This is a genomic window from Pyxidicoccus sp. MSG2 (assembly GCF_026626705.1).
In the GTDB taxonomy this organism is placed as follows: domain Bacteria; phylum Myxococcota; class Myxococcia; order Myxococcales; family Myxococcaceae; genus Myxococcus.
Window position 1 is genome coordinate 386428 of record NZ_JAPNKC010000001.1, and the last position, 23576, is coordinate 410003.

Sequence of the window (23576 nt, forward strand, 5' to 3'; positions counted from 1 at the left end):
GGGGCTCATTCGAACTCCTGGAGCGCGCTGCGCAGGAGCACGCGCTCGTAGGCGTTGCGGACCAGGGCCCCCACCGGCCCGATGAGCTGCGTGAGGTCCGTCTCGCGGTACAGCCCGGGCTGGTGGAGCAACTCCAGCACCGCGGCGGCGAGCGCCGGCTCCACGCGGTAGTCGAACAGCCCCGGCCGACGCGGGTGTGAGCGCCCCGCACGGACCGCCTCCTCCACCAGCGCCGCCTCGTCGGCCACGACGCGCAGGTACAGCTCGCGGGACGCTGCGTGCTCGGCGCGGTGCGCCGCGAGCTGGCCCGCGGCCTCGCGCCACAGCCGGGGCAGGCCCTCGGGGAAGGGGGCAATGAGCTCCACCTCCTCGGCGAGGCGCAGGCGCAGGTGGACGAGGAACTCCGCGGGCGAGGGTCGCCAGGCTCTTCCCACCAGGGCGCCCGGCAGTTGCTGGGAGGGAGACATGGCGCGCCGGGTGGGACGCCCGGCTGACTCGAGGAGCAGGCGCAGCTCGCGCGGGTCGAAGGCCGTGGCGGCCTCTTCAATCGTCGCTCGCGCGTCGTCCGAGGAGTGCATGAGACTCAGCGCGCGCGTGGGCGCATGCAGCCGGCTGCGCAGGTGGTGCGGTGAGCGCTTGCGCGGGTCCGCGGACCCCTTGAGCGCCTTGAACGCCGCGGAGGCCGACCGCCCCGGGGTGTGCAGCAGCAGCGCGTAGGAGGGCTCGAGCAGGTAGACCTCGCTCGGCACGGCCCACGTCTTGTCGAGCGCGATGGGCCGGTTGGGGCTGTACACCGCCTCGATGCTGCTCTGCGTGTACTGCACGAAGCGCCGGTCCACCGTGCGGAAGCCCTCGCTCGCGAGGAAGGCGAGCGCCTCCTCCGCGAGCCCGAGCCCGAGGGCGTACGGGTCGAAGAACGTGAAGACGAGCTCCTCGCTCGCAGGACGCGAGGCGAAGGCCTCGACGAGGCCGGATACGCTGGCGAGGTTTCTCATGCGAGGTCTCCGCTGCCGGGTTCCACCAGCCACACCGCCTCGGCCGGCGCGAGCACGACGTCTCCCCTGCCCTGACGGCCTCCAAGCAGCTCCCTCCATTCACGCAGCGGCGAGCGAACGGTCGCGGGCTCGGCACCGAGATTCACGAGCACGTGCAGGGGCTGGCGCGCATGGCCCCGCGTCAGCTGGAGGACGTGGGAGGCCGCCATCCGCGCCTCGCAGCCTCCGTCCTCCCGGAGCGCGGGCAGCGCGTCGCGCAGGCGGATGAGGCCGAGGAGGGACTTCAGGATGCGCGCATGCACCGGCTGCCGGATGAGCGCGCGGAGCGCCCCATACGGGTAGCGGTACCGGTTCGCGGCGCGGGGGTTGGAGGACTCGACACCCACCGCGTCCGGCAGCCCGAAGAGCGTGGGAAAATAGAGCGAGGGCGTGGCTGGTAGCGCGAACAGGAGCGCGTGCGCGGCGAGGTAACGCTCGACGTCGAGGCCCGCCTCGGTGGAGAAGATGCGGTGCAGGGAGCTGTTGAGCTCGTACGGCTGCGGCTCGCCCCGCACGTCCGCGTGGGACACCCAGACGCGGCTCCGCTCCAGCCGCTCCAGCACCCGCCGCAGGGTGCGCGCGTCCAGCGGCGGGTCCATGGGGCGCAGGTGCACGCCGTCATGCGTCTGGAGGAAGGCATACCCGTCACAGCGGTGCGCGTCGGACGCGGACGCGTTCACCCAATCCACCAGCGGCCCGCCCTCGCCAACGAGCGCGGCGGCGAACACCAGCAGCGGCACCGCGAGGTGGTTGTCGTGCTGCGCCAGCTCCGCGCCCAGGTAGCACCGCTCGCCGGAGCGGTGGTCGGTCTCCGCGAGGAGGCGCACCGACGGGTCCACCAGGTCCGCCACCGCGCGCAGCACGCGCACCAGCACCTTCGCCTCCGGCTCGTGTGGCCCGCCGGGCACGCGCTTCCACACGTGGGGAATGGCATCCAGGCGGACGACGCGCGCGCCTGCCGCCACAAGCCGCAGGAGCGTCCGCGCCATGGAGGAGAGGACATCCGGCGAGCGGTAGTTGAGGTCCACCTGCGAGCGCCCGTACGTGCACCACGCCCATACGGGGCCGGTCGCCGTGTCGAAGCGCTGGAGGAGGGAGGAGGTGCGCACCCGCGTGCCCCACTCGAGGGCCCGCGGCTCGGAGAACAGGTGGAAATCCTCCCTGCTCCCCTCCCCTCGCAGCACGCCCTGGAACCCCGGGTGCGCGGTGGACACGTGGTTCATCACCAGGTCGAGCATCAGCCCACCACTCGCCTCCGACAGGCGCTCCAGGTCTTCCCACGCGCCGAAGCGGGGGTGCACGGCCTGGTGGTCCACCACCGCGAAGCCGTCATCCCCGTCCGACACGAAGGGCGGCAGCACGTGCAGCAGGGCCGGGCCCACGCCACCCACCTCCTCGTCGAGGAAGCGCATCAGCGCCTGGAGCGGGGCCATGCCGCCGTCCAGCACGTGGTCGGGGTACACGGCGATGACGGCGGCTCTCTCGCTGCCCACGACACGCCCGGGCAGGCGACGCGCGCGGACGCCGTCCGCCACCGCCGCCAGCTCCCGGGCGAGTGTGGCCGCGCGCTCCTCGCCATGGAGTTGGGCAAGCGCGTCCCGCAGCCGCGCCATCGGAGGGGCGCGGACCGGAACGGCCGGGATGCTGGAGGAGGTCATGCCTCTTGCTCGAGCACGTAGCCAATCTTGCCCTGCATGAACTCCACCGCGCGTGCCAGCTCCGGCTCGGTCGACAGACGCGCGGCGATGCGCTTGTGGAGCGCCTCGATGCGCTTGAGGCAGTCCCCGACCGGCCCCGTCGCGCAGTCCGCGAGGATGGCGAGCCCCTCGGCCAGCAGGCCCCGGTCCACCTCGCCCGCGGTGGCCATCGCCTTGCGCGACTCGACGATGAGCCACTTGCGCGACGCGCTGGAGATTCCGAGCGCCGCGAGGATGGAGACGAGCGCCTCCTCCACGGAGATGCGCGCCACGTGCCGGCTGGACTCCTCGCTGAAGGCGTGGTGGCTGATGGCGTCCTCCAGGTACTCGTGGACCTCCATGAAGTGACGCACGGCGAGGTAGGTGGGCAGCAGCTCCACGAGGAACTCGTCCCGCCAGCTCGCCACGAGGCCCGGGTTGAGCAGGGGCAGGCCGGTGCGCAGGCGCTGGAGGAAGCGCAGCTCCGGGCCGTCGATGATGGGGATGAACTTGAGCTCGGACGGCTTGTAGAGCGCCGGCGCGATGGCGGTCATCCACGTCATGATTTCGGCGACGCGGTGGCGCTCGGCCAGCTCGATGTTGACCTCGATGCCATCGCAGTACTGGAGCGCCTCGCTGAAGCGGCTGTTCTTGAAGCGCACGCCCTCCCTGCTCGTGACGAGCGACGTGCGGTGCGGCATGAGCACCATCAGGTCGACGTCCGAGCTGGGAGTACCGTTGCCGGCCGCGAGCGAGCCCGTGAGCAGGACGCCGCACGCGGCGGGGTCGCTGACGAGCTCCGAGAGAATGCCCTCGAGGTCCACGCCGTGGGCGCGGAGCGTCTCCGCGGTGAGCGGCTGGCCGCTGGCGAGCTGATGTGTGCGCTTCATGATGCCACCTTCCCCCGTCCCTCCTGGGACAGCTGCAGGTCCGAGAAAACGTCCGCGCACGCGTCGGCGACGGTGCGCACCATCTGCTCCTCATGGGTCCGCATCACGCTCAGGCGGAGCAGCCCCCTGCCGGCCGGCACGGCCGGGGAGACGACCGGGTTGGCGTAGATGCCCCGGTTCCAGAGCAGGCGCCACGCCTGGAGCGTGTCGAAGTCCGCGCCCACCTCCACGCTGACGATGGGGCCATCGGAGGGGATGGGACGAATCCCGCGCGCCTGGAGCGCCTCGCGCAGCGTCCGCACCCGCTCCTTCAGCTCGCGCACCAGGCCCGGCTCCGCCTGGAGGATGCGCAGGGCCGCGAGGGCCGAGGCCACCGAGCCCGGAGAGTTGGAGGCGGTGAAGAGGAAGGGCCGCGTGCCGAAGCGCAGGGCCTCAATCTGGTCCGCGTCGCCGATGATGGCGCCGCCGCAGGAGCCCAGGCTCTTGGAGAAGGTGATGGTGATGAAGTCCGCGCTCTCGACGACGCCCTCGTCCTCCACGGTGCCGAGCCCTCGCGTGCCCACCGTCCCGAGCCCGTGGGCCTCGTCCACGATGAGCGCCAGCCGCGTGGCCCGGCACACCTCGAGGAACCTGCGCAGCGGGGCCCTGTCTCCGCGCATGGAGTAGACGCCTTCGACGACGCAGATGCCGGGGTGGGTGTCCTCCGCCGCCTGGGCCAGGAGGTCCTCGGCGTCGTTGTGGCCGAAGCGCTTCATGTGGGCTCGCGCCAGTGCCACGCCGTCCAGGACGGAGGCGTGCATCTCCTCGTCCACCCAGGCGCGGTCATGGCGGCCGAGCAACGCGCTCATCAGGCCCAGGTTGGCGCCGTAGCCGGTGGAGAACACCAGGGCGCCGGTGCGGCCGTAGAAGCGCCGCAGCGCCTCCTCCAGCTCTTCATGGAGCGCGAGGTTGCCGTTGAGCAGCCGCGAGCCCGTCACGCCCGCGCCCCAGCGGGCGGTGGCCTCCTGGGCGGCGGAAATGACGCGGGCGTCATTGGCGAGCCCCAGGTAGTTGTTGGAGCCGAAGTTGAGAATCTCCCGGCCCTCCATGCGGGTGATGGGACCGGTGGCGGACTCCACCCTGGTGAAGTACGGCAGCCGGCCAATGCGCCTGCCGAGGCGGGCCTGGGCCACGCGCGGGTCGCCGAGCAGCCGGCTGATGATGGGAGCCGGAGGGCGGTCCGGCGTGGCCTGGTCAGGTGGTGTCATGTTTCTGGTCCCGGAAGTCGAACGCCAGGCTCGCGGCGGCCGCGCACACGGCGGTGAAGGTGAGGATGACGGCGGTGCTCTGGAGCACGACGCTCCAGCGGCCCTGGCCGAAGGTGGCCTCGTTGAGCGCGCGCAGGGCCCAGAAGTGCGGGGTGGCGTAGCCTAGCGTGCGCGACCACGCCGGCAGCGCGTCCGTGACGACGATGGCGCCGCCCACCGCGCTGAACGTCACGAGCACGAGGTAGGAGAGATTGGAGAGCGTGGCGGTACTGCGCGTGACGGCGAAGAGGAGGAACCCCAGGGCCGAACCGCTCACCACCAGCGCCGCGCCCGTGAGCGCCACCTGCGGGAAGCTGCCTTGCAGTGGCAGGCCGAGGAACGCCGCCGCGAAGCCCGTGAAGAGCAGCAACTGCACGAACGACATCGCGCACGCGGGCAGCACCTTGCCCAGGGCGAACGCGAGCTTCGAGGGGCGGATCAGCGCCTGCCGGCCGTTCGTGTGGTACCAGAAGTCCCGGTAGAACGCGTGGCCCGAGTAGGTCACCACCATGTAGCTGAACATCACCGCGAAGCCGATGGTGGCCCGGCCCATGGCGCCCGGCGCCGCCTCCAGCCCCGAGACGCCAGGGCCGAGGATGGCGGACAGGGCGGCGGGCAGGATGAAGATGAAAACCATCGCCGTGCGCTCGCGCCAGAGGACGCGCCACTCGGTCAACGCGTAGCCCGCCACCACATTGACGAACCCGGCCACCGCCTGGGTGGCGGAACTCCTATTGGACGCCCCGTTCGGACTCATCGCTGCTCGGTCCCTTCGGCGAAGGAGCTGAGCGAAGGGTCCCTCAGGAGGATGTCGCGAAGCCGGTTGCCGGACAGGCGCAGCTCGGACAGGCGGACATCGGAAGGAAGCTCGCCGAGCTTCGTCCGGACCTCGTCCAGGCGGCCCGTGGCAAGCATGAGCTCCCACGAGGTGCTCTCGGGCCGGGACGCGGAGCGCTCTGCCTGGAGCAACAGCGTGCGGGCCTGGCTCGACAGCACGGCGCCCAGCTCGCCCAGGTCCCGCGTCGTCCCCTCCCGCAGCAGCACCAGCTCCGTGGACAGTTCCTCGATGTCTTCGGGGTAGTGCGCGGTGATGAGCACCGCGGCGCCTTCCTCACGCCACCCGCGCACCCGCCTGACGACGAGCTGGCGGGCCTCGAAGTCGAGCGCGACGGTCGGCTCGTCGAGCAGCCGGATGGGCGGGCCGTGGACGAAGCTCGCCGCCAGGTGCACGAGACGCCGCTGCCCACCCGACAGGTGATGCACCCGCGTGCGGGCAATGGGGCCGAGCACGAACTCCTCGATGGCTCGGGCGATGGCGGCCTTCGCCTCCACGCGCCCCAGCAGGAGGGAGGCCAGGTGCCCGACATTCTCCTCCACCGTCAGCATGGGATAGAGCGCGAGGGCCTGCGTCGCGTAACCGATGGCGCGGCGCGCGGGCAGAGCCCCCACGTCGAGCCGGAGCGAGCCCCCGGCCGTGCCCCGCAGCGTGCGCGTGAGGGCGCCCAGCAGCGTCGTCTTGCCCGCGCCATTGGCGCCGAGCAACCCCACGGAAGCTCCCGCCCTCAAGCAAAGGGACGCGTTGCGGAGCACTTGCGCTCCACGGGTGTAGGCGAAGGACAAGCCCTCCGCACAGAGCAGGACTGAACCGTGCATGACGCTCACGAGGTACCAGGAGCCCCTGACACAAACAGGACTCCCAATGAAAACGATGATTTCGAGATGACCGGCATAAAGCGGGAACCCTTGAAGAGGCTCTACCGCGCCGATCTGACATCCAGCATGCGGGCAGCACCCGCCAGGCCGGACCGCGTCACGGTCGGCGGCCGGGGGTGCGCACAGGAATCGCGAAGCTCGAACTGCGTCAGCGCGAGGCAGGCCCCGTGCCGGGCGGCGTGGGGCCTGGCAGGGAGGAGGCGGCGGGAGCCGGCACCGGCCTGAGCGCAGCCAGCGGCAGCACGTCCTGCACGAGGTGGAGGAGCACGCGCCCGGGCTCCTCCACCATCATCATGTGGGCGGAGTTCTCGAACCAGACGAGGTGCTTGCCCGGCGCGCGCACCCGCGTCAGCCAGTCGGCCGTGACCTGTGAGGGGGTGGTCGTGTCATGCCGCCCCGCGAAGATGACGAGCGGGCAGTCGAAGCGGGTGACCTGCGTGTAGTCGAACCGCGCCAGCTCCGGCAGCAACTGCGGCAGCGAGAGCTGCGAGCCCAGTTCGATGGCCGCCACGTCCGCCGCGGAGTAGTCGGGTGAGAGGTCCGCCAGGTTCAGGTAGTGGCCGATGTCGTCGCGGCCATGCACCAGGCCGCCGAACGTATTGGACCACTTGCGCTCGATGCCGATCTTCTCGAGGGGCAGCGACCCGTCCTTCTCCGGGTAGGGAGCAATCGCCCGCAGCTCCTGGAGGGCGACCAGGTCGTGGGCGGCCTCGGCCGCGGCGAGCGTGAGGGCGTAGCTGACGCGCTCGTTCTCCTGGCCGCTGATGACCTGCCCCATCCCCACATAGGCGAACAATAGCTCGGGATGACGGTGGGCGAGCCCCAGACCGACGAGGCTCCCCCAGGAGTGCCCGAGAACGAAGACCTTCTCCTTGCCGTAGCGGCGCCGAAGGTACTGGACGACCTCCACGGCGTCCTCGGTGATGCGGTCGAGGGAGAGCGTGGGACCAATGCGGGCGGGGTCGTTGGCGTTGTACGTCTTGCCGCTGCCGCGCTGGTCCCACTGCACCACGGTGAAGAAGTCCTCCCAGCCGCCCTGGAAGGCCCAGCTCGTCGGAAGCTCCGGGGAGGCAGGCCCGCCGTGAATCATCAGCAGGATGGGATTGCGCCGGTCACGCCCCCGGACCGAAATCCACTGCTTCGTCTCCCCCACCGGAATCTCGAGCAGTTCCTCCACCCCATCGCGCGACGCAATCTTCCGCGCGTCCGCGATGATTGCCCGTGCATCTATCGCCCGTGGGCCAGCGCGGGCCTCGACAGGTGGAGGCGCCTCGTCGGGCGTGCGGGCCCGCGCTGGCGGCGGGGAGGCGGCGCAAGCGACACCGAGGGCGAGGCCGCAGACCGCGAGACACTGTGTGAGCACGGCGAGTCGGCGGCGCAAGCTCGAAGCGAGCGGCATTTCAGGGGCCCTCCATGAGACGGTCGTAAGCGTCAGTCCTGGGTCAGGGTCCGGAACACGGCCGGCAACTCCTGATTCCCCAGGTCCACGCTGACGGCTCGCTTGTAGTTTTCGAGCAACTCCTTCGGGAAGCGTGCGCTGATGCGGGCGTCCTGGCTCAGCCGGACGATGTGCTCGATTGCGGCGACGTGGGTGTTGAGACTGCACTGGTCGCCCGAGAAGTCATTCTTCTCGATCATCCCCTGCGCGGCGTCGGCGGTGACGGAAATCAGGCCGAGGAAGGAGTTCTTCTGCGCGAAGAAGGCCTTCGGGTCGAGGCCTTCCGCCTTGCACATGGCCGCGGCATGGAGGAACGCCAGGGAGCCGCCGTAATAGGCCTCGAGAATCGCGCAGTCGAGCGTCGCGGCAGCGCCAATCTTCTCGTCGACGTACACGGAGTTCTTCGCAACCGCCTGGAGGGTCTCGGCGTGCCGGTCGAAGACGGCGCGCGACCCGGCGTAGTAGACCGTCGCGTAATCGGTGGCGACGAAGCTCGGGTAGGCGAGAATCGCGGCATCCAGGTAGTCCACGCCGTTCGCCTGGGCCCACGCCAGCCCCTCGCGAGCGTCCGCGGGTGAGCCGCTGGTGAGTTGAACGAGAGTCGCTCCAGCCAGTGCCGCTGCGACGCCCTTCGCCGAGAGCACCTCGGCGGCGGCGGCGTAGTTGGAGAGGGAGACGACGACGAGCTCTCGTCCCGAGACGGCCTCGACGAGGCTCTCGAAGGCGCGGGTGCCACCACCAACAGCCGTGGCCTTGCTGGGAGTCCTGTTCCAGACCGCGACTTCGTGGCCCGCCGAGGCGAAGGCTCGTGCCAGTGCGCTTCCCATGAGACCACAACCCACCACCGCCATCTTCGCTGAACGACTCGGCTGCATGTGCAAGCTCCTTTTGTTTCGGTCCTGGAGCTCCACGAGCTCCGGGCCAGCTCGTCGCCACCCTTTCCATTCCGTCGTCAACCGGGCGATGTCAATATGCCCTACGCGTCCCAAGCGTTTCTGCGATTGACGCGTCCAGGAGGCCCGAAAACAGCCTCCTGGGCCTGTGGCTCATGGAGGAAGTGATGCGACGGTTGGGAGTGATGCTGGGGCTCCTGGGGTGCGTGGGATGTGCCTCCGCCACGCGAGGTATCGACACCCAGTACAACCCGGAGACGGGTCGGTACGAGACGCCCACGCACGAGGTCGTCTATCAGGTGCCCGTCGAGGACGCGCTGATGACGGCCCGGTACATCCTGGAGAAGAACCGCTATGCCGTGATGGAGAAGGAGGGGGGACTGGAGATGTTCTCGTCCTTCATTCCGGACGTCATCCCCCCCGAGCGATACTACATCCAGGGAGAGCGGCTCGGGCCCCGGCAGGCACTCGTTCGAGTCTTTCGCATCAGGTACGCGCAGATGGGTGGCTCCGTCGCGGAGGAATCCGGTCGGTCCAGCGTGCAGTTGTTCTCCGTGCCGGGTGCCTTCAACAATGTCCCTGGGCTGGAGGGCTACCAGCCGGCGCGCGGCTACCGCGACATGGTCATCGAGCAGAAGCTCCTGGAGCGGCTGGAGATGGCCCCCGCGCTGGAGCTGGTGAGCGGCAATCCCCCTATTCCCATTCGCTCGGTGGTGATGGAGAGCCGGGGCGAGGAGGCGGGGGCCACCGCCTCCTCCACTGCTCCGGCGTGTGGTGCTCCCGTGGAGGGAGCCTCGTCCCTGTTCTCCGCGGGAGGCGTCCTGCTCGTGGCGGACCCCCTGGGCACGCAGGAGGTACCGTCCGCGGCGCTGCGGATGTTGTGCGAGGCCACGGCCCGGGAACTGCCGGTGACGCTGGCGCTGTCCATTCCCGTCTCCGAGCAGCCGCTCCTCGAGCGCTACCTCGCCAGCGACGGCGATTCAGCGGCCCTTCAGGAGCTCCTCTCGGGGAGCGCATTCTGGCGCCGGGCATACCAGGACGGGCGCAGCAGCCGCGCCATGCTGTGGCTCGTCGAGCAGGGCCGCCGCTTGCGCGTCTCCGGAAGGGACGTGGCCGTGGTCGCCATCGACTCCGACAAGGCCTCCGGCAATGAGCGCGAGGCGCAGATGGCCCAACACCTGCTGGACGCCCAGTCGAAGCGCCCCGGGGCCTGGACGCTGGTGCTCACGGGCAGCGTCCACGCACGCACCACGGAGGTGAGCTGGGATGGCGACCTCGAGCCCATGGGCGCTCGCGTGGCACGCGCCCTGCCCTCTGTGCGTGCCCTGGACGTGGGCTTCCAGCGCGGCACCCAGTTCGCCTGCCGCTACAACGTCTGGGACGAAGAGGTGGAGTGCAACGTCTTCGGCATCAGCCCGACGCTCGAGGCACGACAGTCCTCCAAGCAGGCCGTTGGCCTGACGCTCTTCACCTCCCAGCAGCCCCACGGCTTCCACGGCCGGCTCTACCTGGGCTCGCTGACCGCATCGCTTCCCGCGCTCCAGGCGCCGCGTGAGGTCACCACCGTCAACCACGTGCCCGCCACGAAGTGACCCCGCCGCTGGCATGAACCAGCAGCCCCGGCGCCCGTGAGGGACCGGGGCTGCTTCGTTTCCACCTCCCGCCGCCTAGTTCACGTCCCCGAACACGATGCCGTAGCCCACGGCGTTGGGCGCCCCGCCATCCGCCACGCCGGTCCCCGGCGTCATGCAGGTGAAGGTGCTGGTGACGTCGTCATAGGCATACGTATAGGCCGTGGGGCAGGCCTGCTTGAGGAAGGCGATCCAGGGCTGGACGCTCTGGGCCCACACGGTGTTGTTGTTGACGCACTGCCCTGCGTCCGCCTGGGCCGGGTTGTTGCCAGCCTCCAGCGTGGTGGGCCAGAAGCTCCCCGCCGGGTTGCCCGGGAAGGTCGCGCAGCCACAGCAGGCCGGGGTGTTTCCGGCGGTCGCGTTGTAGCAGGAGCTGGAGAACTGCCCGGCGCACCCGAAGAGGTTGGTCAGCGTGTCCGTCACCGTGCCCGCGCTCATCATCTGCGAGCAGTTGAGGGGGCCATAGCTGTAGCCGGGCAGCGCCGAGCACAGGTCCTCGTAGGACCACCAGCCAATGGACCTGCCACACGCCTGGACCAGCGGAGTCATGTTGCCGATGCCCGGCAGGAACGTGGTGCCGCACGTCGGAGTCCCCGCGTCCGCCGAGCAGTCGCTGTCCGCCTGGCAGGTGCTGCAATAGCCGGCATCGGGGTTGTTGGGGTTGCTGCACACCGCGTTGCCCGCGCAGTAGGGCTGCGTGGTGTTGCACTTCGTCAGCGTCGGCTGGCAGAGGTTGTTGACGCAGCTCGTGCCCGACGCGCAGTCGCTGCTGCTCGTGCATGCCGGCAGCGTGACGGCGCGCAGCAGCACGGAGTAGTCGGCGGGGAGCCCGGCGCTCGTGTCCGGGGTGAACTTCCAGGAGCAGGCCTCCAGCATGCCCGCGTCCGCGTTGCCCTGGGCGCTTGTGCTGCCGGCATTCCCACAGGAATAGGGCGAGGGCGGAGAGGCAGGCGCGAAGCCGCCGTCGCCGCGCGGCCCCATCTGGATGCTGACGTTCGCCCCGTTGATGATGGTGACGTCATAGAAGTCGAGGGCGTTGGGCTGAAGGGTGAACTCGGCGGAGGAGAACGGGTTGGTGCCGCCCTTGCCAAGCGGGCACGGCTGGCCGGGGGCGTTGCCGCAGTCCGCGCTCTGGCACTTCGTGCCGTCGGCCTGACAGCCCAGGCGCCCGAAGATGCCGCCGCTCCACCCCACGACGGCGCGGCACAGGCACGTGCCGCCAGCCGGGCAGTCCGTCGGCGGGCTGGAGATGGCGCCACCGCTGGCCTGGAGACACCGGTTGCTCTGGCACTGCGAGTCCTGGGTGCAGGAGGTGTATTCGGGCTGGAGGCTGGCGTAGGCGGTGGGAAGCGAAGAAGGCATGCACAACGTGGCCGTCTCGCCGCTCGTCAGCTCGAGCGCGTCCAGGGGGACGCCGCCGTCCGTGGCCGGGTACTGGCACAGCCCCAGGGCCACGTCGCAGCTCTGGCCCGACGGGCAGGTGGAACTCGTCGCGCTGCACCCCTGGTTCTCGCCGGGGATGACCTGCTGGAAGTAGCAGGTGCCTCCGTTGGCGAGGCTGCACTCCTGCACGGTGCTGGAGCAAGTCGTCCCGGAGTCGGCGGGACACGCGCTCTGACCTCCGCTGGCGCACATGCACAGGCCCGTCGCCGTGTCACAGCCTTCGGCGCCACACCCCGTGCAGGGGGCCACCTGCTTCGCCCCCGTGCACAGCGGCATGGGGAGGTCGACGGTGACAGGCTTCGCGGTGCCGTTGCACTGCGTGCCGGGGGCCACCATGCACTGTCCCGTGCGGGTGTCGCACATGTTGCCCGAGTTGCAATCCGCGCTGCTGGTACAGCCCGGATTGTTGCACTGTTGGTTGGGGCCACAGTCGCTGTCGTCCGTACAGTTGAAGGGCGGCGGCGCCGCCCCCGCCGTCTGGCCGAGCCACACCGTCTGGCTCGCCTGGTTCGTCAGGGTGAAGGTGCGGAACCCCTGCGGGCATGTCACCGGGGTGGACAGCGAGGCGGACGTGGCCGCGACCTCGGGGCGAACGCTGGTGCCCACACCCTTGCAACCATGTCCCACCGCGAGCATCACCAGCACCGCGGACAGGCCCAGCGACAGCATTGGAGCAATCAACCGACGTGACGTCATGAGCGAGCCTCCCGGCGAGGGACATCCGATGATTCGAGAGACGGCGGAGTCCCCCACATTGTGATTGTCACACACGACCAGGAGCGAGCGGGCCCGGAGCAAAGCCCCCACCGCCGAGGCTCAGCGGCGTGCGTGGATCGAGGCCACCACCTCGCGCGCCATCGCCTCCTCCTCCTCGGACATCACCTCGTCCTCGCCATTCAGGTGGATGCGGTAGGCAATGGGCGCGTGGTCGATTTGCGTCCACTGGTTGTAGCCGGGAATCGGAGGCATCGCCTCGATGCGGGTGACGTCTTCGGACTTCCACAGGTAGTCGAGAATCTGGGTCCTGAGCTCCCCGGTCTCCCGCGAGCGCCGCCCGTGGGTGGCCTGGAGCCTGGGGTGGACCGGCGTCCAGTCGAAGAGCTCCTCTATCTCGTCCTCGAAGCTCTCGCGCCTGCCCGGCAGGGCCTTGTCGAGCTGCTCCCAGGCATAGTTCATGTCGCCGATGAGGACCGTGGGCCGCTGCTCCGTGTGGAGCTCGGCGATGTCGCCAAAGATTTCATCGGGGGCCTTGCTGGGGTTGGCGATGATGTGGACGCCGCCCACGGTGAGACCATGCACCCTCACCCGCAACACGGGCCGCTTCTGGCTGGCCCCGACGACCTCGATCTCCGGATTCAGCGTGTTCCGCCACATGATGATGTAGGAGCAGGGACTGGGATTGTTGTTCCGGTCTCCCGCGGGGATGTAGCGCGCCTGGTAGCCGGGGACGCTGCTGAGGTACGCGGACATCGGGCCCCCACCCTGCGACACCTCGGTCAGGAAGATGAGCGAGGGCAGTTCCTGGTGGGCGTAGTACGTGTCGCGGACCCACCGCAGGAGCTGCTCGCAACACCAGAGGCAGCGGACCTGGGGACCCAGGTTGCGGGACTCCAGGCCGCTGGCCCGCTCGGTATTCCAGTACGCGACGATCACCTGCGCCCCGCACCGACCCGGGGCTGGAACGGACGGGCGGCGACACGCGTGCGGGGGAAGCCCGGACGCGCCGGGAGCCGGGGCTGCTTCGCGGCGGCCAGCGTCGAGAGGTCCGTCACGTTGTAGGGCCCTTGCAGCACCGTCGGGGACAGCCCGTTGACGATGCTCGACAGCACCTCGCCATTCGGAGAGAGCACGCTGAGCATGTCCATCATCTGCCACTTGAGGAACATCTGCGTGTAGCTCTCGGTGGCGGTGAGGGTGTCGGAGACGTAGGCGGTGTACTCGGTGCTGAGGGAGACCTCCTGGAAGCTGGTGGAGCTGGCGCTCAGGCTGGCGGAGATGCCCACGGACATGGGCCCCCAGCCCGCGCTCGCGCTCGTGCCGAGGGAGGCGGAGACGGTGTCGGTGCTCGAGGACGTCTGCTGCATGTTCGACGTGGACGTGCTGCTGACCGTCTGCGTCTCGCCCGGGGCGATGGTGTAGGACTCGGGCAGCCGCCGCCAGTACTGCTCGCGAATCGTGCGGTTGCGGTTCTGCAGCAGGCCGGCCGCCACGAGGACGCGTGGCGAGTCCGGGGGGATGATGACCTCGGAGGTGGGCTGGGGAGGCAGGCCAATGTCGTTGGGGTCCACCATGGCGTTGGGCCCGAAGAAGACGCTGGTGGTGCTGGAGGAGATGGAGCAGACGCCAATGAACGAGCCCGTGTGGCGGCAGGACCAGCTGATGTAGTCCCCGTTGGCCACCCAGAAGTTGACCGCGTAGCCCGCGGGCACGACGCCCATGGCGCACCGGGAGGCGTCCTCGGCGAGGTAGAAGAGCTGCGCGTCCACGGGCAGGTTGTTCCAGAAGCGGATGGAGCGCATGCCACCGGTGGGTGCCGAGCTCAGGGTGCCCGCGAGGGCCTGCTGATAGATGGGGTTCATGGACGGCCTCCACCCCGGGCGAGCTCGTCCTCGAAGAGGCGGGCCCATTCCAGGGCAATGTTGTCCCACCGGAGCGTGGGGCGGGTGGCGAGCGCATGGGCGGCCCGGGAGCGGGCCTCCAGGTGCGCCCGGTCTTCGTACAGCCGGGTCAGCGCCGCCGTCAGCGAGTCCACGGACGGCACGTGGGCGTCGGTGAGGATGCGGGGCTGGCACAAGGTCAACGCCACGTCGAGCACCTCGGCGCTGCCCGCCCAGAGCTCCCCCGGGGCGGTATGGCCGGGGACCACCTGCGCGGCGCCCGTGGCGGCGTGCTCGAAGGAGACGAGCCCCCACCCCTCGCTGCTCGAGGTGTTCACCCCGACGTCGCACGCGTTGTAGACGTGGTTGAGCTGGGCAAGCGACAGCCGGGGCGCGTAGCGTTGGTCCGTGCTGATGATGAGGCGGTCGGTGACGCCGAAGCGCTCCCCCAGCCCGCGCACGTCCCAGCCCACGTCCTCGGTGCCCATGTGCAGGTAGAGCCGGGCGTCGGGGCGCCCCTTCGCGAAGGCGGCGAAGCCCCGCACGGTGAGGTCGATGAGCTTGCGCGGCTGATTGCGGTTGGCGTTCAGCACGATGAAGGCGTCATCCAGTGCATCCGTCCCGAAGAGCGCGGCGCGGCTGCGGCGGCGGGACGCGACGAATGCCTCGCCCGGGGGCGCCAGGGGGCGGAAGACGTCGGTGTCGATGCCGTGGGGGATGACATCCACGTCCGGCCAGGTGGGCGCGGTGGCGAGCCGGGAGGCGGCGGCGCGCAGCTCTCCCTGACCGAACGCGGTGTAGGCCACGAGCCGGTGGACGCCCTGGAGCCCCGCGAGGAAGCTCGCGCTCAGCGGCCCGGAGTCCACGGGGCAGTAGGCCACCGTCCGGTGGCGTCCGGGCACGCGGCCGAGCGCCCGGGCATAGTCCCCGAGCACCCAGATGTCGTTGACGAGGAAGATGAGGTCCGGCGCCAGGGTGGCGCACAGCTCCGGCAGGCGGCTGACGCCCCGGGCATCAATCGCCGGGTGGAGCGTCCACGGCAGGTCGTGGGCGCCCCCTGCGTATTTGATGCCGAGTTGGTGGATGTCGTAGTCGCTGGCGAGGGGCCGGAAGATGCTCGCGGTGACCCGGCTGAAGCCGGTGGGCGCCACGGCATCGCCCACCACGAGGATGCGTGGGCGGCTCCGGCGCCCGGACACCGGCGAAGCGGCCCGGGGCGCATCCGCGGGTGCAGTCCGGCGCTCCGCGCGCCGCTGCACGGCCTGGAGCGCCAGATCTCCCAGGACGCGGTGGCGCTCGCTCCGGCGTCGCGCGAGGACCTCGTCCCGCGCCCGGAGGAACGGCTCGTCGAAGGAGACGACCTCGGGCATGGCGAGCCCGGGATAGAGACTCCTGAGCGAGGCGGGCAGCGCGAGCTCATCCATCACCAGGTCGTCGAAGTCCACGACGAGCCCGGGAATGGAGTCGAGCGCCTCCTGGGCGTCGAGCAGGCCCTCGATGAGGGCCTCGTCGGGGTTGTCGCGGCGCACGCCCCGCGCCGGGTAGGTCCAACCCTTGTCTCCCATGGCGAGCGCGACGTCGGCGAGGGAGCGGTGGAGCTTCAGCACCCGGAGGGGACCGGGTTGGGAGAGCGCGGCGGAGACGACGAAGGGCTGCGTGACGTCCTTGTAGGCCCAGCCCGTGGGGCGCACCAGGTGCACGAGGTGCTCGCGGGCGGCCTCGAAGGCGGGGCCGTCCGACGGGCGCAGGAAGTGCACCGCCGCGGAGGCGGAGGCGGAGGCGGACGCGAAGCCGAAGCGCTCCAGGTTGAGCACCTCGCCATCGGTCACCCAGCCGGGGGACGCGAGCTGCAGTAGATCGCGCGCCCACTCCCACGTCCTCGACGAGAGGGAGCGGGGCAGCGACACCAGGAAGAGGGACGGCGTCTCTTCGGACCGCGAGGCGCTCATCCCTCCTCGAAGACCGTGAACAGCGCGCCGAAGGTGATGGTGACGTCCGACGAGAAGGTCGCCGTCCCCGAGAGGGCCTTGGGCCCTCCCGAGGAGGAGAGCTGCATGAAGTAGCTCCCGCCCGGGTCGCCGGAGAACGTCGTGGTGATGTCGGTGGTCGACGCCTTGGGGACCGACACGTTCGTCACCTCGGCAGGCTTGCCCTGGACGATCTTCTTGATGTCCGCCTGGTAGCCCTGCCCCGAGAGGGGAGCGAAGACGACACGCATCAGGGTCATGACGTCTGCTCCGAGGAGAAGACGATGGACACGTCCGTCTGGGGAGCGAGCGACGGGGAGATGATGGTCGTCGCGTAGGCGGAGCAGGCGTAGGAGCCGTAGCCCGACACCTGGAAGACACCGCTCATGCCGGTGACCTGCCCCGAATAGACGCGGACCGGGACGGAGCTTGCGTTGTAGTAGCCGTTGATGATGACCGTCACAGGCGCGTTGGCCTGGTTGCGAAAGACGACGCGTACGGGGTTGGACATCCGGCCTCCGGTAAAGTCCGATTCACGCTGGGCATGACAGCATCGGCCAACGGAAGTGCAGCAGCAACTCCATTTGGATGATGCGGGCCGTCAGAGCTCTTCAAAGATGAGCAGGCCGCGCGAGGAGTCCGTCACGTACACGTGACCATCTCCGGGAATGCGGACGAGCACCGTGTGGGTGCCGTAGCTCCCCGTCGTGAGGCTGCGCACGAACGCGGGCTCCGCGGGATTGGCGATGTCGTAGATGAGCGTCCCCGCCTCGTTGCTGGCCACGTAGAGCGCGTCGCCCTTGGCCCAGACGCCATGGCGGGTCCGTGTCGGGTGAGTCGTCTCAGCCAGACAGAGGCAGGGACAGCAGCAGGGCACTGGCGGACACCACGACTCGGAGGGATATCGTCATGGGAGGGCTTCCGGAAGGGCGCCACGCGGGGGTGCGGGCAACCTGTCGGGAAACGACACTGCCCCCACTTCACCCCTCAAACGTCTGGGAATGCTTGCGGCATGGCGGGGAACGCGCGCCTGCGGACGGCGCGTGACAGGTTTCCGGCCTGTCTGGTCCCATCGTTGCACGGCTCACCTGGCGCCTTCACCGAGCCTTGCCACGTTGGCATCCCGCGACCCCGCACGTCTCGCTGACAGCTACCGACGCGGGGAGTACGCTCGCTACGAGCGGATTGACCGCGACCCTCCTCGCGAGACACTCATGGCGCCTGGCTATCTGTACCCGGCACGACTTCCCCTGGGCACAAGAGTCGGGCCGTGGCGCGTACTGGACCGGCGTGGACGCGGAGTCTACGGCGCCGTCTATCGTGCCCTCGGTGCGGAGCGAGCCATGGCTCCCGTGGCCCTCAAGCTGGCCCTGCACCCTGGAGATGCGCGCTTCGCTCGGGAAGCGGAATTGCTCTCCCGCCTCCATCATCCGAACGTCCCTCGCCTCGTAGGGCATGGGGAATGGCAGGCTCCGGATGGCAGTGCCTACCCATATCTCGCCATGGAGTGGGTGGAAGGAAGCTCTCTTTATGACTGGGCCAGGGAGCACCGGGCCACCTCCCGACAGGTGCTCTCGTGCCTCGCCAGCCTCGCACGGGCGTTGGAGGCCACGCGTGCAGTGGGCGGCGTGCACAGGGACGTGAAGGGTGACAACGTCGTCGTGAGGGAGGTAGATGGACAGCCCTTCCTCCTCGACTTCGGCTCCAGCCACTACCTTGGCGCCGCCACGCTGACCTGGCCGCCCTTCCCTCCTGGAACGCCGGCATACCGCTCACCGGAGGCGTGGCGCACCGTGATGTCCCCCTCCCCTGCCCCCGCCGTGCCCTACGCACCGGGGCCGTCGGATGACGTCTTCGCACTGGGCGTTACCGGCTATCGGCTGGTGACCGGCGAGTACCCTCCCTCGCTGGGGCTGGATGACGAGGGCGCTCGCATCTGGAGCCTGGAGGGCCCGGGGCCGCGTGCTCCGAGAGGCCTCAACAGCCGCTGCTGCGTGGAGTTGAGTGCTCTCGTGTCTCGAATGATGTCCATGCGTCCGGAGGCGCGTGGCAGCGCAGGAGAGCTGGCTGAAGTGATGGAGAAGGCCGCGCGCGAGGCAGGGCCGAAGGCGGATGTGTCCCTCTTCGACCTGGAGGAAGCCCGGCCCGTGGCGGTACGTGCATCCTCGCGGCGCGTTTCGCTCAGGGGTCGAGAAGCGAGCAGGAGACACTGGCGCATCGCGGTCGGTGCGGGAGTGTCACTGGTCTTGGGAATCGGTTCGCTGATGAGTGCACGGACGGGACACGCGCCCACGAACGCTCAAGTCTCGGCACGGCTGGAGGCGAAGGACGGCGGCGCCGTGGCTGTCGGGGACTCCGCGCTGACGGCCCCCGTGTCCTCCACCGTGCCGCCGTCCGCGTGGTCCCCCATCGCCTTGGACGTGCCACCCAAGCCTTTCCCAGGACAGATGCGGCCGGATGCCAATGGCCGCTGCCCACACAAAGGCTACGTTCCCATCCATGGTGGCTGTTGGCTGAAGGTAGACTTGGCCCCGAAGGACTGTGTCGGGATCGCCTACGTATACAAGGAAGCGTGCTACGTGCCTGTCTTCCCACCCGCTCGCCCTTCCACCTCGGGCCCGGCGAACTGAGAGGTGTGCGCCCGCGCCGGAATCAGATGCGCGCCGTCTACCCGCATTGTGATGGAGGCGGCGGGAATCGAACCCACAGACAAGGCGATAGGAAACTCCAAGCAGGACGCGCTGTTACCCACTATCACCTTGAGCTCACGTCGGTTCGTTGTGCCGCCCTATCCCGTCTCCCCCCGTCTTGTCCCGTTCTCATCCCCGCTTGAGGGGCACACTGGGGGCACATGCAGCCCCACAGGGTCAACCCGCTCACGGACGCGAGCGGCCCGAGTTCCCCAGTCTCGCAGGGCTCACGAGAAGCCCGTGGGAGGCTGACGGTAGCGTGTGCCCTGGCGAGGTGGAGTTGGGGAGGGGCAGGTGGAGGAGCGGGGGTGGGCGTACCGGCGGAGGCAGCCGGAGGGGACGGTGCTGTACGAGGCGGTGAGGGAGAACCTTGCCACTCTGCTGGCGGAGGCGAGCGACGTGGGGCGCGGCCTGCCCCGGTGCGTGGAGCGGGACTTCGCCAGGTACCTGGAGTGCGGCGTGCTGGTGCACGGATTCGCGAGGGTGCGCTGCGAGAGTTGTAAGGACGAACTGCTCGTCGCCTTCTCGTGCAAGGGACGAGGGGTGTGCCCCTCCTGCAACGCGAAGCGGGCGCATGTGACGGCGGTGCATCTGGTGGAGCGGGTGGTGCTGCCGCACGTGCCCTACCGTCAGTGGACGCTGTCCTTTGCGCACCGGGTGCGGTGGGTACTTCAAGGACGTGGGACTACTCTCGGACGTCCTCACCCTCTTCCTGCGCACGGTGTTCGCCCTGCAGTGCCGCTTGACTCATGGGCACCATTCGCTCCTTCCGGCCCTTGCGGCCAACCGCTGGTCGAGCCGCGCCGGAAGCACCGGCTCGCCAACTGACGATGCAATCCTCCTCTGCGGCGCTTGCGACAGCAACTTGGGCGAGGGGAGTACGCAGCAACGTCTGTGGGATGGAAGATAGATTATGCAAACTAAGCGGCCAATCCGCCCGGGAGAATTCTCCCTGCCCCAACTCGTCAACGTCGCGGCCCTGGCCATTCGAGGGGCCGGCCGCCGCGCTATCTGACGCGGATCTCGATCCGGCCATCGCCGGTATGCACTCCGTCTGCGATCATGTTGCTTGCGCCCGGCACAACGAATGAGGAGCCACCACCACCACCACCGCTGCCGCCGCCGCGGCCGAACTCCCTATGCGAAAATACCGCGCCTGCTCCCCCGCCACCGCCCCCGTGATATCCACCGCCACCGCCACCGCCACCGATTGAACCGCCGTTGCCGCCAGCCCCTTGCGCGACGAACCATTCACCATCCTGTCCTTTGAAGCCGTTGAAGGCGCCCGGTCCGGTGCAGTCGGTCCTGCCGCCGATGCCTCCACTGCCGGCCGCGTCTTGCGACCCGGGTTGCCCGCCCCAGCCGTGGAGTACGGTGCACCCGACGGTGGGGACGATCTGGTCGTCACCCGGACTGCCGGGGTGCGCGCTATCACCGCCACGCCCGCCGCTCCCAGTCCCGAAGGAGCCTGGCTCGTCCCGCGCCGCCGCGCCGCCGCCCGCGCCGGCGACGACAAGGGGCATCGGTGTAGCTCCCAATAACACCACGGCCGACGCACCGCCTCCGTTGCCGGCGACATCGGTCGAGGACACCCCCGGGGTCGACTGGTGGCCACCAGCTCCGAGACCTAGGGCAGCCCCGAATCCATCCGCCCGCCAACCGACCGCCGATCGGTTGACTGCGTAAAGCCCCTTCCCGCCGACCTCGAGCTCGAGCCACTGGCCGGGGCTTACGGCGAGTGTGGCGGTGACATGAGCCCCTTTGCCTCCGGGCGTAGTCCCGGGGATGGAACTATCATCGGGAAACGAGGTGAAGTTCCCGCCGCCCTCCGCGCCGTACACGTCGACGACGATGCTGGTCACGCCATTGGGCACCCTCCATTGGTAGGCGCCCGGCGTGTCGTAGACCACAACTGGACAGCAGTCGAGGGGGCCAGCGCTCTCTCGTGCATCAAGGTCCGCAAACCCCTTCGAAATCTGTTTCTTCAGACGCTGATTAACATTGATTATTGACCTTGCAATCGAATTCGCTATGGCCTTTATGGCCTTCTGGTCGCTGGCGCGACAGGCTTTGAATGACTTCTTGGCCCATGCCTGATTGGCGCTTGCGACTGCCTTGGTGACGATGTCTACGTGCTTCTGTTCGTGTGCCTCGATAAAGGCCACTCGGGTGCGCCACATGTCTTCACATGCAGGAGAAGACGGCTTCCAGTCGATACGGGTGACTTCGGTCACTGCTTGAAACGTGAGGTCGATTTCGGTTACCCGAAAGCAGTGTGGCCTTCCCGGCAACCGCTCGATCTTGTGCTCTACCGTCTCGAAGTCCACCTCGGTCAACAGGAGGCCATTCGCGAGCAGAGTGAAGGTGGTGACGCCCCAGAATGTGGGATAGCTCGTTCCATTTTCGTCGGTAACGCCAGTCGTGGCGACGAAGGCGTTCAAGTCTCTACAGTTGCCTGGCACCAAATCGAGCCGCATGAGAAATACTCCTGAATGCTGATGCAGCCAGCCTCGGGTGGCTGTCGACCCCTTGAGTGGCTGTTGGCCCGCTGAATGTCGCAGACAGGTTGCTGCGAGGGGCTAGGGTTCAGCAAGGCAGAGAAGTGAAGTCCCGGATGTGACGGCGCGCCCACTGAAAGCGCAGCGATGCGTCGGACGCAGCGCGGCGGATATGGAGCGCGTACCGCACCGGATTGTTGAGGCACCAGGTTGGTCGTAATCAGGCCGCCTGCTTCGACTGCATCAGCTCTCGCCGGACCTGACTCGGCGAGAGGAAGTGGTGACGCTCCAGCAGCCAGTGCTCGTTGTACCTGTAGGCCCACTCCAGCAGGGCCCTCCGGAATTCCTCCACGGTGGAGAAGGTACGCACCCGGAGCAGCTGCTCCTTCAGGGTGCGGATGAAGCGCTCGGCGCAGCCGTTGCCCTCGGGGCTGCGGACGAAGGACGGACTGGACTCGGCTCCCAGGAAGCGCAGTTCGCCCTGGAAGGCGTCGGAGGTGTACTGGCTGCCGTTGTCATGGCGGATGGACAGGCCTGTCGCCACGCCCCGGCCGTACGCACCGAAGCGAGTCTTGGCACCCTGGCGGATGGGCTCGAGGGCCTCGAAACTGGTGCCCACCTTCGCTGCGTGGATGCCGACGCACTCGGAGGTGGCGTGGTCGACGGCGATGAAGACGATGGACTGGCCCTCCAGCGTCTGCACCGTGCAGGTGGCGTCGGTGCCCCACATGACGTCGGGCGTGTCGGTGGTAATCGTGCCATCGTGGTGGCGCGGCCCCAGCACCCGGCGGGCACGGCCCGGTGCCAGCAGCCCGGCCTCGCGCATCAGCCGCAAGCAGCGGGCCTTCGAGGTGCGCACACCCTGGGCACGCAGCCGAGCCCATACCTTGCGGTGCCCCCCTCGCCCAGGAAGGGCGAGCCGGCGAGCACGCCGCGGATGGCCTCCAGCAGCGTCTCGTCCGTCAGCGCCGTCTTGGGCCCCCGACGGGCTGCCGGGAGGGCCACAGCCTGACGGCGGGCGCGGTGCCGGTACACCGTGGCGCGCGGCACGCGCCAGGTGGCCATCACGAGCGCCAGCCCGTACGGCTTGCCGCTGGAAGGCGAGAGGCTGGCGCTCATCCTCTCGATTTCCTCCAGGGAAAACCCGGCGCGTTGCCCTCCAGCAGCCGGGCCTTCTCAGCCAGCAACTCGTTCTTCATCATCAGCTCGCCCACCATGGCCTTGAGCCGCAGCACCTCGTCGTCCGCGGGCTCGGGCTCGCGGCTCTTGAGGTTGGCCTCGGCCCCGGCCAGGAACTTCTCCCTCCACGCACTCAGCACCGCCGCGGTGACTCCCAGCTCCCGCGAGAGCGCATCGAGTTCCTCGTCCTTGGGCAACCGGAGCACGGCCTATTTCTTCCGCTTCGCCGAGAACCGACCGCGCTCCGCCGTCCTGTCCTGCTTCTGCTGCTTCTTCACATCCATCTCACGAGGGGAGGTTATCCCCAGAGAGGTGTCTCTGAGCGTCACCCGCTTCGATGGACAGGTTGACTACGCTGCCTGCCTCTGCACCTCAGCCGTTCGCTCGTACTCGGCGGGACTGACGTAGCCGAGTGAAGAGTGACGGCGCCTGCGGTTGTGGAACACCTCCATGTACTCGAACAGTGCGAGCTTCGCCTCCGCGCGCGTCCGGAAGCTGCGTATGTGGACGAGTTCCATCTTCAAGCTGCTGAAGAAGCTCTCGACCACGGCATTGTCCCAGCAATTGCCCTTGCGACTCATTGAGCAGGTGATACCGCGCTCGGCCAGCCGCGCTCGGTAGTCCTCGCAGGCGTGCTGCTT

At 69.0% G+C, this 23576-nt stretch carries 19 protein-coding genes and 2 pseudogenes; 3 read left to right on the top strand and 18 right to left on the bottom strand.

Annotated elements, in window-relative coordinates; genetic code table 11:
• Positions 1–5: 5 nt before the first annotated feature.
• The 8 genes from OV427_RS01695 to OV427_RS01730 form a co-directional block, all read right to left on the bottom strand.
• Positions 6–995, bottom strand: coding sequence for a nucleoside-diphosphate kinase (locus OV427_RS01695; RefSeq protein WP_267854363.1), 990 nt, complete (start codon positions 993–995; stop codon positions 6–8).
• Complete coding sequence (locus tag OV427_RS01700; RefSeq protein ID WP_267854364.1) at positions 992–2692, bottom strand: alpha-amylase family glycosyl hydrolase; 1701 nt, start codon at positions 2690–2692, stop codon at positions 992–994. Before OV427_RS01700 ends, OV427_RS01695 begins: the two co-directional genes overlap by 4 nt.
• A complete protein-coding gene (locus OV427_RS01705) occupies positions 2689–3600 on the bottom strand; it encodes a nucleotidyltransferase domain-containing protein (protein ID WP_267854365.1) in 912 nt (303 codons plus the stop codon). Before OV427_RS01705 ends, OV427_RS01700 begins: the two co-directional genes overlap by 4 nt.
• Positions 3597–4847, bottom strand: coding sequence for an aminotransferase class I/II-fold pyridoxal phosphate-dependent enzyme (locus tag OV427_RS01710; protein WP_267854366.1), 1251 nt, complete (start codon positions 4845–4847; stop codon positions 3597–3599). The genes OV427_RS01705 and OV427_RS01710 overlap by 4 nt, the downstream gene beginning before the upstream one ends.
• Positions 4834–5643: an ABC transporter permease gene (locus OV427_RS01715; RefSeq protein WP_267854367.1), complete on the bottom strand. Its 810-nt coding sequence runs from the start codon at positions 5641–5643 to the stop codon at positions 4834–4836. Before OV427_RS01715 ends, OV427_RS01710 begins: the two co-directional genes overlap by 14 nt.
• Entirely contained in the window at positions 5640–6539 is a 900-nt protein-coding gene (locus OV427_RS01720; RefSeq protein ID WP_267854368.1) for an ABC transporter ATP-binding protein, read from the bottom strand. The genes OV427_RS01715 and OV427_RS01720 overlap by 4 nt, the downstream gene beginning before the upstream one ends.
• Positions 6540–6747: 208 nt before the next feature.
• Complete coding sequence (locus tag OV427_RS01725; protein ID WP_267854369.1) at positions 6748–7998, bottom strand: alpha/beta fold hydrolase; 1251 nt, start codon at positions 7996–7998, stop codon at positions 6748–6750.
• 32 nt (positions 7999–8030) lie between these two features.
• Positions 8031–8948, bottom strand: a complete 918-nt coding sequence (locus OV427_RS01730; protein WP_267854370.1) for an NAD(P)-dependent oxidoreductase — start codon at positions 8946–8948, stop codon at positions 8031–8033.
• 149 nt (positions 8949–9097) lie between these two features.
• On the opposite strand from OV427_RS01730, the gene OV427_RS01735 reads away from it, so the two are divergent.
• Entirely contained in the window at positions 9098–10522 is a 1425-nt protein-coding gene (locus tag OV427_RS01735) for a hypothetical protein (protein ID WP_267854371.1), read from the top strand.
• Positions 10523–10597: 75 nt separating this feature from the next.
• Here the strand turns inward: OV427_RS01735 and OV427_RS01740 are convergent, their stop codons facing one another.
• The 7 genes from OV427_RS01740 to OV427_RS01770 form a co-directional block, all read right to left on the bottom strand.
• Positions 10598–12700, bottom strand: coding sequence for a thaumatin family protein (locus OV427_RS01740; RefSeq protein ID WP_267854372.1), 2103 nt, complete (start codon positions 12698–12700; stop codon positions 10598–10600).
• Positions 12701–12820: 120 nt separating this feature from the next.
• Positions 12821–13657 (bottom strand): hypothetical protein, encoded by an 837-nt coding sequence (locus OV427_RS01745; RefSeq protein ID WP_267854373.1) that lies wholly within the window; start codon positions 13655–13657, stop codon positions 12821–12823.
• Positions 13654–14583: a hypothetical protein gene (locus OV427_RS01750; RefSeq protein ID WP_267854374.1), complete on the bottom strand. Its 930-nt coding sequence runs from the start codon at positions 14581–14583 to the stop codon at positions 13654–13656. The genes OV427_RS01745 and OV427_RS01750 overlap by 4 nt, the downstream gene beginning before the upstream one ends.
• A complete protein-coding gene (locus OV427_RS01755) occupies positions 14580–16550 on the bottom strand; it encodes a hypothetical protein (RefSeq protein ID WP_267854375.1) in 1971 nt (656 codons plus the stop codon). Before OV427_RS01755 ends, OV427_RS01750 begins: the two co-directional genes overlap by 4 nt.
• Positions 16547–16828, bottom strand: coding sequence for a hypothetical protein (locus tag OV427_RS01760; RefSeq protein WP_267854376.1), 282 nt, complete (start codon positions 16826–16828; stop codon positions 16547–16549). Before OV427_RS01760 ends, OV427_RS01755 begins: the two co-directional genes overlap by 4 nt.
• A complete protein-coding gene (locus OV427_RS01765) occupies positions 16825–17079 on the bottom strand; it encodes a hypothetical protein (RefSeq protein WP_267854377.1) in 255 nt (84 codons plus the stop codon). Before OV427_RS01765 ends, OV427_RS01760 begins: the two co-directional genes overlap by 4 nt.
• A gap of 90 nt (positions 17080–17169) precedes the next feature.
• Entirely contained in the window at positions 17170–17445 is a 276-nt protein-coding gene (locus tag OV427_RS01770; RefSeq protein WP_267854378.1) for a hypothetical protein, read from the bottom strand.
• Positions 17446–17782: 337 nt separating this feature from the next.
• Here OV427_RS01770 and OV427_RS01775 point away from each other — a divergent pair, with 337 nt between their 5' ends.
• Both OV427_RS01775 and OV427_RS01780 read left to right on the top strand, forming a co-directional pair.
• Entirely contained in the window at positions 17783–19198 is a 1416-nt protein-coding gene (locus tag OV427_RS01775) for a serine/threonine-protein kinase (RefSeq protein WP_324289914.1), read from the top strand.
• A 459-nt stretch (positions 19199–19657) separates the two neighbouring features.
• Complete coding sequence (locus OV427_RS01780) at positions 19658–20086, top strand: transposase zinc-binding domain-containing protein (RefSeq protein WP_420718345.1); 429 nt, start codon at positions 19658–19660, stop codon at positions 20084–20086.
• Positions 20087–20265: 179 nt separating this feature from the next.
• On the opposite strand, the gene OV427_RS01785 is transcribed toward OV427_RS01780, so the two are convergent.
• The 3 genes and pseudogenes from OV427_RS01785 to OV427_RS01795 form a co-directional block, all read right to left on the bottom strand.
• Positions 20266–21735, bottom strand: a complete 1470-nt coding sequence (locus tag OV427_RS01785; RefSeq protein WP_267854379.1) for a DUF922 domain-containing protein — start codon at positions 21733–21735, stop codon at positions 20266–20268.
• 241 nt (positions 21736–21976) lie between these two features.
• Positions 21977–23219 (bottom strand): annotated as a pseudogene (locus OV427_RS01790) (IS3 family transposase).
• A 66-nt stretch (positions 23220–23285) separates the two neighbouring features.
• Positions 23286–23573, bottom strand: a pseudogene (locus tag OV427_RS01795) (IS3 family transposase); the annotation flags it as partial.
• Between the last annotated feature and the right edge of the window lie 3 nt (positions 23574–23576).

Bases quoted from the DNA above. Each gene is read 5' to 3' on its own strand.
- OV427_RS01710 (WP_267854366.1), bottom strand. From the start codon at position 4,847: ATGACACCACCTGACCAGGCCACGCCGGACCGCCCTCCGGCTCCCATC.
- OV427_RS01765 (WP_267854377.1), bottom strand. From the start codon at position 17,079: ATGTCCAACCCCGTACGCGTCGTCTTTCGCAACCAGGCCAACGCGCCT.
- OV427_RS01775 (WP_324289914.1), top strand. From the start codon at position 17,783: ATGGCGCCTGGCTATCTGTACCCGGCACGACTTCCCCTGGGCACAAGA.
- OV427_RS01720 (WP_267854368.1), bottom strand. From the start codon at position 6,539: ATGCACGGTTCAGTCCTGCTCTGTGCGGAGGGCTTGTCCTTCGCCTAC.
- OV427_RS01695 (WP_267854363.1), bottom strand. From the start codon at position 995: ATGAGAAACCTCGCCAGCGTATCCGGCCTCGTCGAGGCCTTCGCCTCG.
- OV427_RS01725 (WP_267854369.1), bottom strand. From the start codon at position 7,998: ATGCCGCTCGCTTCGAGCTTGCGCCGCCGACTCGCCGTGCTCACACAG.
- OV427_RS01755 (WP_267854375.1), bottom strand. From the start codon at position 16,550: ATGAGCGCCTCGCGGTCCGAAGAGACGCCGTCCCTCTTCCTGGTGTCG.
- OV427_RS01785 (WP_267854379.1), bottom strand. From the start codon at position 21,735: ATGCGGCTCGATTTGGTGCCAGGCAACTGTAGAGACTTGAACGCCTTC.
- OV427_RS01735 (WP_267854371.1), top strand. From the start codon at position 9,098: ATGCGACGGTTGGGAGTGATGCTGGGGCTCCTGGGGTGCGTGGGATGT.
- OV427_RS01705 (WP_267854365.1), bottom strand. From the start codon at position 3,600: ATGAAGCGCACACATCAGCTCGCCAGCGGCCAGCCGCTCACCGCGGAG.
- OV427_RS01740 (WP_267854372.1), bottom strand. From the start codon at position 12,700: ATGACGTCACGTCGGTTGATTGCTCCAATGCTGTCGCTGGGCCTGTCC.
- OV427_RS01700 (WP_267854364.1), bottom strand. From the start codon at position 2,692: ATGACCTCCTCCAGCATCCCGGCCGTTCCGGTCCGCGCCCCTCCGATG.
- OV427_RS01715 (WP_267854367.1), bottom strand. From the start codon at position 5,643: ATGAGTCCGAACGGGGCGTCCAATAGGAGTTCCGCCACCCAGGCGGTG.
- OV427_RS01760 (WP_267854376.1), bottom strand. From the start codon at position 16,828: ATGACCCTGATGCGTGTCGTCTTCGCTCCCCTCTCGGGGCAGGGCTAC.
- OV427_RS01750 (WP_267854374.1), bottom strand. From the start codon at position 14,583: ATGAACCCCATCTATCAGCAGGCCCTCGCGGGCACCCTGAGCTCGGCA.